At 65.1% G+C, this 8,265-nt stretch carries 11 protein-coding genes; 6 read left to right on the forward strand and 5 right to left on the reverse strand.

What is annotated here, in order from left to right:
• Positions 1-100: 100 nt before the first annotated feature.
• The 3 genes from WAZ62_RS03050 to WAZ62_RS03060 form a co-directional block, all read right to left on the reverse strand.
• Positions 101-502, reverse strand: coding sequence for a hypothetical protein (locus WAZ62_RS03050; protein WP_422642059.1), 402 nt, complete (start codon positions 500-502; stop codon positions 101-103).
• 152 nt (positions 503-654) lie between these two features.
• Positions 655-1,869, reverse strand: a complete 1,215-nt coding sequence (locus WAZ62_RS03055) for an NADP-dependent isocitrate dehydrogenase (protein WP_422642060.1) — start codon at positions 1,867-1,869, stop codon at positions 655-657.
• 106 nt (positions 1,870-1,975) lie between these two features.
• Positions 1,976-2,563: a TIGR00730 family Rossman fold protein gene (locus WAZ62_RS03060; protein WP_422642061.1), complete on the reverse strand. Its 588-nt coding sequence runs from the start codon at positions 2,561-2,563 to the stop codon at positions 1,976-1,978.
• Positions 2,564-2,668: 105 nt separating this feature from the next.
• On the opposite strand from WAZ62_RS03060, the gene WAZ62_RS03065 reads away from it, so the two are divergent.
• Genes WAZ62_RS03065 through WAZ62_RS03075 form a run of 3 tightly spaced genes read left to right on the forward strand, consistent with a single transcriptional unit; the run spans position 2,669 to position 5,114 of the window.
• On the forward strand, positions 2,669-3,133 hold the full coding sequence (locus WAZ62_RS03065; RefSeq protein ID WP_422642062.1) for a cytochrome c: 465 nt from the start codon (positions 2,669-2,671) through the stop codon (positions 3,131-3,133).
• A gap of 11 nt (positions 3,134-3,144) precedes the next feature.
• Positions 3,145-4,017, forward strand: a complete 873-nt coding sequence (locus tag WAZ62_RS03070) for a c-type cytochrome (RefSeq protein WP_422642063.1) — start codon at positions 3,145-3,147, stop codon at positions 4,015-4,017.
• 47 nt (positions 4,018-4,064) lie between these two features.
• On the forward strand, positions 4,065-5,114 hold the full coding sequence (locus tag WAZ62_RS03075) for a LysM peptidoglycan-binding domain-containing protein (protein ID WP_422642064.1): 1,050 nt from the start codon (positions 4,065-4,067) through the stop codon (positions 5,112-5,114).
• Here WAZ62_RS03075 and WAZ62_RS03080 read toward each other — a convergent pair whose 3' ends face one another.
• The gene (locus tag WAZ62_RS03080) at positions 5,115-5,807 is read right to left on the reverse strand and encodes a Crp/Fnr family transcriptional regulator (protein ID WP_422642065.1); all 693 of its coding nucleotides are present in this window, start codon (positions 5,805-5,807) and stop codon (positions 5,115-5,117) included.
• A gap of 107 nt (positions 5,808-5,914) precedes the next feature.
• Here WAZ62_RS03080 and WAZ62_RS03085 point away from each other — a divergent pair, with 107 nt between their 5' ends.
• The gene (locus WAZ62_RS03085) at positions 5,915-6,685 is read left to right on the forward strand and encodes a class II aldolase/adducin family protein (protein ID WP_422642066.1); all 771 of its coding nucleotides are present in this window, start codon (positions 5,915-5,917) and stop codon (positions 6,683-6,685) included.
• Positions 6,686-6,694: 9 nt separating this feature from the next.
• Positions 6,695-7,288: an HD domain-containing protein gene (locus WAZ62_RS03090; RefSeq protein WP_422642067.1), complete on the forward strand. Its 594-nt coding sequence runs from the start codon at positions 6,695-6,697 to the stop codon at positions 7,286-7,288.
• A gap of 4 nt (positions 7,289-7,292) precedes the next feature.
• Here the strand turns inward: WAZ62_RS03090 and WAZ62_RS03095 are convergent, their stop codons facing one another.
• A complete protein-coding gene (locus tag WAZ62_RS03095; protein ID WP_422642068.1) occupies positions 7,293-7,898 on the reverse strand; it encodes a pyridoxamine 5'-phosphate oxidase family protein in 606 nt (201 codons plus the stop codon).
• A gap of 78 nt (positions 7,899-7,976) precedes the next feature.
• Here WAZ62_RS03095 and WAZ62_RS03100 point away from each other — a divergent pair.
• Positions 7,977-8,265 (forward strand): GntR family transcriptional regulator (locus tag WAZ62_RS03100; RefSeq protein WP_422642069.1); only part of this gene is annotated, 289 nt, incomplete at its 3' end.

The following is an 8,265-nucleotide window of genomic DNA, read 5'->3' on the forward strand; positions in this document are numbered from 1 at the left end:
GCCTGGAAACCATCGCTCCCTTGAGCGATGCTGCCGACGTCAGCCTGCCAGCACTGGTCGGCTGATCGCAGAACTCAACTCTGCATCCAAGACGCGGCTTCTACACCACGTAATGGGGCACGATCCCATATTGTTCCTCAGCGATTTGATTTGTTGCGACTTGTGCGTAGTCTATGATGTTTGAAAGTGATGGTTTTGAAATTCTATGAATCATGAGGGAGATTATTAGCCAAGAAACTGCCAATATGAACGAGAACTTATGTGTTTGTTCTGGATCTGAGCCGCTCAATATTAGATATTGGCAGATTTCACCAAATTTTGTTGGGCAGGATGGCGGCTGAAGATCAAAAAGCTCAAAAATGACTATGGAAAAGAAGGCCGGTATAGCTATCAGCATTTGACGCCGCCATGTCAGCGAGACTCTTAGCCGCTGGACAGGTGAAAGTACGGCATAAAATGCAGCAGCAAGCGCCAGAACAGTAAGAAAGCCATCAAGGGTCATCTGTTAGGCCTAAGCATTGCGAGAATTCCGAGGGCGCAATATCCAACCCTTCAATGTGAGTTTTCGCAAGTCGCCGGCTCGCTCACCTCCACCAACAAAAACGCCCGCCCCCTTTCAGGAGCGGGCGTCTCTGTCGCCGATGAAGCTGAGGCTTACGCCAGCTTCTTCTGCAGGTTCTGGTCGAGGGCGTCGAGGAAGGCCTCGGTGGTCAGCCAGGGCTGGTCCTTGCTGATCAGGATGGCGAGGTCCTTGGTCATCTGGCCGGCTTCGACCGTCTCGACGCAGACTTCTTCCAGAGCCTGGGCGAAATGGGCCAGGGCGTCGTTGCCGTCGAGCTTGGCGCGGTGCTTCAGGCCGCCGGTCCAGGCGAAGATCGAGGCGATCGGGTTGGTCGAGGTCGCCTTGCCCTTCTGATGCTCGCGGTAGTGACGGGTGACCGTGCCATGGGCGGCTTCCGCCTCCACGACCTGGCCGTCCGGCGTCATCAGGACCGAGGTCATCAGGCCGAGCGAGCCGAAGCCCTGCGCCACCGTGTCCGACTGCACGTCGCCGTCGTAGTTCTTGCAGGCCCAGACATAGCCGCCTTCCCACTTCAGGGCGGAGGCCACCATGTCGTCGATCAGGCGGTGTTCGTAGATGATGCCGGCGGCATCGAACTTCGCCTTGAACTCGGCCTCATAGACTTCCTGGAAGATATCCTTGAAGCGGCCGTCATAGGCCTTGAGGATCGTGTTCTTCGTCGAGAGATAGACCGGCCACTTGCGCAGCAGGCCGTAGTTCAGCGAGGCCCGGGCGAAATCGCGGATCGAGTCGTCGAGGTTGTACATCGCCATGGTGACGCCGGCGCCCGGGAAGTCGAACACGTCGTGTTCGATCACGGTGCCGTCCTCGCCGACGAATTTGATCGTCAGCTTGCCCTTGCCGGGGATGCGGAAATCGGTCGCGCGGTACTGGTCGCCGAAGGCATGACGGCCGACGACGATCGGCTTGGTCCAGCCGGGGACGAGACGCGGCACGTTCTTGCAGATGATCGGTTCGCGGAAGATCACGCCGCCGAGGATGTTGCGGATCGTGCCGTTCGGCGACTTCCACATCTTCTTCAGCTTGAATTCCTCGACGCGGGCTTCGTCGGGGGTGATGGTCGCGCATTTGATGCCGACGCCGACCGCCTTGATGGCGTTGGCGCTGTCGATCGTCACCTGGTCGTTGGTGGCATCGCGATTTTCCATCCCCAGATCGAAATACTGGATCGGCAGATCGAGGTAAGGAAGGATCAGCTTGTTCTTGATGAAGGCCCAGATGATCCGGGTCATCTCGTCGCCGTCGAGCTCCACGACCGGATTGGCGACCTTGATCTTGGCTACCATGCAACCCATTCCTTCCGTTAGGCGTGTTATGCGCCGCACCATACACAAGGGGCGAAGCCTGTTCAGCCCCCCAAATGTCTAAAGCCCCCGATTCACTCGGCGGCCATCACTCGGCGACCGGCATGGTGGCCGGGCCTTTCTCGATGGCGAGGCGCGCCAGGGTGGGCAGGACCGCCTCGACGCTGGGCACCAGGGTCAGGAAATCGCGGGTATTGGGCCGGGCGAAGCCGGTGCCGATCACATGTTCGACCAGGCCCATGAAGGGCTGCCAGTAGCCGAGCACATCGACCAGCATGATCGGCTTCTTGTGCAGCTGCAGCTGCGCCCAGGTGATCATCTCCACCGTCTCGTCGAGGGTCCCCATGCCGCCGGGCAGGACGACGAAGGCGTCGGAGCGCTCGAACATCAGGCGCTTGCGCTGATGCATGGTCTCGACCTCGATGGTCTCGGAGATGCCTTCCAGCTTGGCTTCGAGCTTGGTCAGGAAATGCGGGATGATGCCGGTCACCCGGCCGCCATTGTCGCGCACGGCGCGGGCGATCGTGCCCATCAGGCCGAGGGCGCCGCCGCCATAGACAAGTTCCACCCCTTCGGCGGCGAGGATCTTGCCGAGCGTGTCGGCGGCTTCGAGGTAACGATGGTCGGGCGGGGTCGAGGCACCGCAGAAGACGCAAAGGCTGTTGATGACGGGCATGGCTCTCTCAGGCAGGGCCGCGGCCGGACGTCTGGCCGGAACGCGGGTATTGATCTAAAGTCGCTATCGTTCGGCCACGGGGCCGTCCATGGATGGAGACTTAGCATGGCTTTGCTCGCGCTTCACGGGTCGCGTTTCATGATCGCCGCCGCCATCGCCCTCGGACTTGGCGGTGCCGCGCTGGCGGCCGGCGCCGACGAGCTGTTCGACAAGCGGGAAATGGCCATGAAACAGGCCGGTGGGGCGCTCAAGGCGCTCGGCGGCGCCGCGAAATCGGGCAGTGTGCCCGCCGATGCGGCGGCCAAGGCGCAGTTGATCGTCGATCTCGCCGCCGCGATCCCGGGTCTGTTCCCGGAAGGCTCGATCACCGACAAGAGCCGGGCCCTGCCGGACATCTGGACCGACAAGGCGGGCTGGGACGGCAAGGTCAAGGCGCTCGCCGATGCCGCGGCCGTGACGCTGGCGGCGGCATCGGCGGGTGATGCGGCGGCGCTTGGCGCGGCCGTCGATGCGACGGGCGCCAGTTGCGGCGGTTGCCACAAGATGTTCCGTGGCCCCGAGAAGGATTGAGGGCGCTAATCTTGCGCCTGCTTCCGGCGGTTGCCGTCCTGGCCCTCGGCCTTGCCGCCGGGCCGGCGCGGGCTGACGACGACGCCGTGGCGCGAGGCGCCTATCTGGTGCGGGCAGGGGGCTGCGTCGCCTGCCACACCGCGCCGGGCGGGGCCGAATTCGCCGGTGGACGGGCGATGAAGACGCCTTTCGGCACCTTCCACACCCCGAACATCACCGCCGACGCCGAAACCGGCATCGGGCGGTGGAGCGACGCCGATTTCCTCCGCGCGCTGCGGGAGGGGATATCGCCCTCGGGGGAACATTACTTCCCGGTCTTTCCCTTTACCTCCTACACGAGGGCGGCGCCGGCCGATCTTCTGGCCATCAAGGCCTATCTGTTCTCGCTGCCGGCGGTGGTGGCACCGCGCCAGCGCCATGACATCGGTTTTCCCTTCTCGGTCCGGGCGCTGCAGGCCGGCTGGAAGCTGCTGTTCTTCCGGCCCGGCGAATTCCGCCCGCGCGCCAGCGCCTCGCCCGCCGTCAATCGCGGCGCCTATCTCGCGCAGGCCCTCGGCCATTGCGGGGAATGCCACACGCCGCGCAATCCGGCCGGCGGCCTGTTGATCGGGCTTGCCCTCGCCGGCACGGTGGACGGCCCGGACGGGGAGCGCGTGCCCAACATCACGCCCGATGCCGAGACGGGCCTCGGCGGCTGGTCGCGGGATGAAATCGCCGAACTGCTGGCCAGCGGCACCAAGCCCGATTTCGACAATGTCCAGGGCTCCATGGCCGAGGTGGTCGACGATGGCACCAGCCGTCTGACCGAGGCCGACCGTTCCGCCATCGCCGCCTATCTCCTGTCGCTGCCGCCGATCAGGCATGGAAAAAGCCGCGCCAACTGATAGGTTTCAGGTCTTGGGCTTGGGTGGTATCGGGGTGATGTCGGATCATGGTGCAGCAATCGGCGGATGAGGGGCGCAACCGGCGTATCCTGACGGGGGGCGTCATTGCCCTCGCCGTCGCCATTCTGGTGGGCTTCCTCGTCATGAAATCCGGGGAGGACGCGCCGGTTACACCGGTCGCCAAACCCGTAGCCGACACGGCGCCGGCCGCCGCAAAGCCCGAGGCGCCGGCCGTGGCCGCGCCGGTGGAAGCGGCGATCCCCGCCGATGCGACGCCGCCCAGTTTCGATCTTGCGCGCATTTCGGCCGATGGCACGGCGGTCCTGGCCGGGCGGGCGCCGCGGGACAGCCAGGTGAAGATCCTCGGCAATGGCACCGACATCGGCACGGCCAGGGCTGGGGCGGCGGACGGCAGCTGGGTCGTGATCGTCGACAAACCCTTGCCCGAAGGCAGTCTCGAACTGGTGCTGGAAGCCGTGCTGGCCGATGGCCGCGTCCTCCGGTCCAGGGATGTCCTTCTCGTCGACGTGCCGAAGCGCGGTGGCGGCACCGGCGCCATCGCCGTCCTGACCGGCCGGGATGACAGCGGCGCCAGCACCACCCGCGCCCTGCAACTGCCGGATTCGCCGCCGGTCGATGCGCCGGCCAAGGCCCCCGGCCTCGATGTCGTCGAATATGGCGCCGATGGCGCGCCGCGTCTGTCGGGCCATGCCATGCCCGGGGCCACGGTCCGCCTTTATCTCGACGGCAAGCCTGCGGGTGAAGCCACGGCGGGCCCCGATGGCGGCTGGCACGCCACCCTCGAGGGGGGCGTCGCCCCCGGCCGCTATGGTCTTCGCATCGATGTCCTCGGCGCCGATGGCAATGTCGCGGAACGCAGCGAAGTCCCGTTCGAGCGGGCGCCGATCGCGGAGGCCAGCGCCGGCGGGACCGGCAGTTTCACGGTCCAGCCCGGCAACAGCCTGTGGCGCATCGCCCGCGGCCAGCTGGGCAGCGGCACCCGCTACATCGATATCTACAAGGCGAACCAGGGCCAGATCCAGGACCCCAACCTGATCTATCCGGGCCAGGTCCTCGGCCTGCCGCGAAAGAAATAGTCAGCGCCCGAGGGCGGCGAGGCGCGCGGGATCGCTCAGGATCACGGCGCCGTAACGCCGCTCGACCATGCCCTCGGCTTCCAGTCGCTTCAGGGCCTTGTTGGCGCTCTGGCGTGACAGGCCGGTGGTGGCGGCCAGCTGTTCCTGGCTGACCTCGACCACCATGCCGGCGGTGACCTCGCGCTCGCTCTCGCCCGCCGCCATCATGACCAGCAGGCGGCCGACGCGGATATGGCTCGCCTCGGCCGCGACATCTTCGAGAAAGCGCATGGCGGTACGCAGGTGGCCCGACAGGATCAGGCCGAAATTGCGCCAGAAGGCGGGGCAGGCGGCGAGGATCGCGTCGAAGGCCGGCGCCGGCAGATGCAGCACGATGGAGCGATCGAGGGCGATCGTCGATTGCAGCCGGGGCAACCGGTCGAACATGGACACTTCGCCGAACCAGTCGACGGGCTCGGTGATCCAGGTGCCGACCTCGCGGCCCGTGCTCAGGTAATTGACGAACTTCAGCCGGCCGGAGGCGAGGGCATAGATCCCTTCCGGCGCATCGCCCATGGCATAGACATATTCGCCCGGCTGGCGTTCCATGAGATGCGCGCCCGCCAGGACCTGCCGCCGCAGGTCTTCGGGCTGATCCGCCAGCCAGCCCTTCGTCGAAAGCAGGCGGCGGATGCGGTCGGGTTCGGGGCGCATGGGCGAGAGCGACGTCCAGTAAATGTCAACTTGTTGACATTCTAATGTGCCGCGCTCGCGTACAAGGAAAATCGATCACCGCAAAAAGGCGGGAGGAGGGAGAGCTCATGTCGACCGTAGCCCTGAAGAAGCCGGGCCAGAGTGTCCGCGATCTGGTCAGCCCCGAGGAATGGCAGGTCCGCGTCGATCTCGCCGCCGCCTATCGCCTCGTCGCCCTCAATGGCTGGGACGACCTGATCTTCACCCATATCTCGGCCCGGGTGCCCAATTCGGACCATCACTTCCTGATCAACCCTTACGGCTATCTGTTCGAGGAGATCACGGCGTCCAGCCTCGTGAAGGTCGATCTCGACGGCAATATCCTGATGGAGACCGACAGTTTCATCAATCCGGCGGGCTATACGATTCATTCAGCGGTCCACGGCGCGCGCGAGGACGCGGGCTGCGTCCTGCATCTGCACACCGATGCCGGCGTCGGCGTGTCCTGCCACGAGGAAGGCCTGCTGCCGATCAGCCAGAACGCGCTGACCGTAATCGAGGACGTGGCCTATCACGCCTATGAGGGCATCGCCCTCAATCTCGACGAGCGGGAACGCCTGGTCGCCGATCTGAAGGCCAAGAACCTGATGATCCTGCGCAACCACGGCACGCTCGCCGTCGGCACCAATGTCGCCGAGGCCTGGCTGCGCATCTTCACGCTGGAACGTGCTTGCGCGCAGCAGGTCGCCGCGCTCGCCAGCGGCAAATACGTCATCCCGCCGCAGAGCGTGCAGGAAACCACCATGGCGCAAGGCCGCGCCATCGGCGGTCTCGCCATGCTGGCGTGGAACGCCTTGCTGCGCAAACTCGACCGTATCGATCCCGGCTTCCGGAACTGAGGGGATATCATGGCTCATGACGGCGGCATCGCGGTGCCCACCGCGACCTTCACCCGTATGGAAGACGGCACCCAGGACGACTGGGGCAAGATCGTCGCCTGCGAACTGCCCTTTCAGGCCCAGCAGGCCGATCGCCTGATCGACCATCTGAAGCTGCTGAAGGACGAAGTGGGCGGTTTCGCCATCGACCGGCTGGAACACAGCCTGCAGTCGGCGACCCGCGCCCATCAGGCCGGCAAGGACGAGGAATATGTCGTCTGCGCCCTGTTCCACGACATGGGCGACATGCTGGGCAGTTTCAATCACGCCGATATCGCGGCGGCGGTGCTGAAGCCCTTCGTCTCGGAACGGAACCACTGGATGGTGGAGAAGCACGGTATCTTCCAGGGTTACTATTTCTTCCACTTCCTCGGGCTCGACCGCGACATGCGCGAGAAATATCGGGGTCATCCGAATTTCGAGCACACGGCGGAATTCTGCGAGAAGTTCGACCAGAACTGCTTCGATCCGAACTTCAAGTCGATGTCGCTCGAAGACCTCCGCCCGATGGTGCGGCGGGTGATCTCCACCCCCCGCCGCAGCATCTACATGAAGGGCGAATAGCCCTTCAGACTGGAAAGGGCTCGCCCTTCACCAGCTTCACGGGGACGACGCCGGCGAAGACCGGCCAGTCCAGGTCCTCGGCATCGTCCACGGGCGGGCCGGACCTGACCTTGGCCACCGCCTCGACCAGTGGGATTTCGAGGACGGTGGTCGCCTTCACCTCTTTCGCGGTGACGGGACGCAAGAGATCCCAGCGGCCCGGCGCGAGGTGATCGGTCAGGGCGCGCAGAGCCGCTTCCTTGGCCGCCGGATCCTCGATCATCCGCGCCCGCCCGAACACGGTGACGGAGCGGTAGTTCATCGAGTGATGAAAGGCGGATTTCGCCAGCACCACGCCGTCGACATGGGTCACGCTCAGGCAGACCGGCACGCCCTCCGCCAATGTCTTCATCATCCGGCTGATGGCCGAGCCGTGGATGATCAGCGTATCGCCGATCCGGGCGACGGCGGTCGGCAGCACGAAGGGCTGTCCATCGGGGCCGCTGAAGCCGACATGGGCGATCATCGCCTCGTCGATGATGGCGTGGACCACGGCGTGGTCATAGCTGCCGCGCTTGGGCAGGCGGCGCAGGCGGGTGTTTTCGGTCTTGGGGAATGTCTTGTCGGTCATGGCTCTTCTCCTGCCGTCAATCTGCGATCATCATGGTCCTGCCGGAAGATCCAAGATTGCCCAGTTGAGGGAGCCAAGATGTTCGACGCCATGGCCGCGGCCCTCGACCGCGAGGGGCCGATACCGCTGGGCCGCCAGCTGTACGAAGCGATGCGGGCGGCGGTTCTCGAAGGCCGTCTGACGCCGGGAATGCGTCTGCCGGCCAGTCGCGACCTGGCGAGCATCCTCGGTCTTGGCCGCAATACGGTGGTTGGCGTGTTCGAGCGTCTGGCGGCGGATGGTTTCGTCGAGGCGCGGGGGGCCGCCGGCACCATCGTCGCCCGGCTCGATCCCGCGCTGCTGCGCCGTCCGGCGCCCGAGCCGGCGG

Origin of the sequence: Zavarzinia sp., assembly GCF_049306435.1 — a bacterium.
Taxonomy (GTDB): Bacteria; Pseudomonadota; Alphaproteobacteria; order Zavarziniales; family Zavarziniaceae; genus Zavarzinia.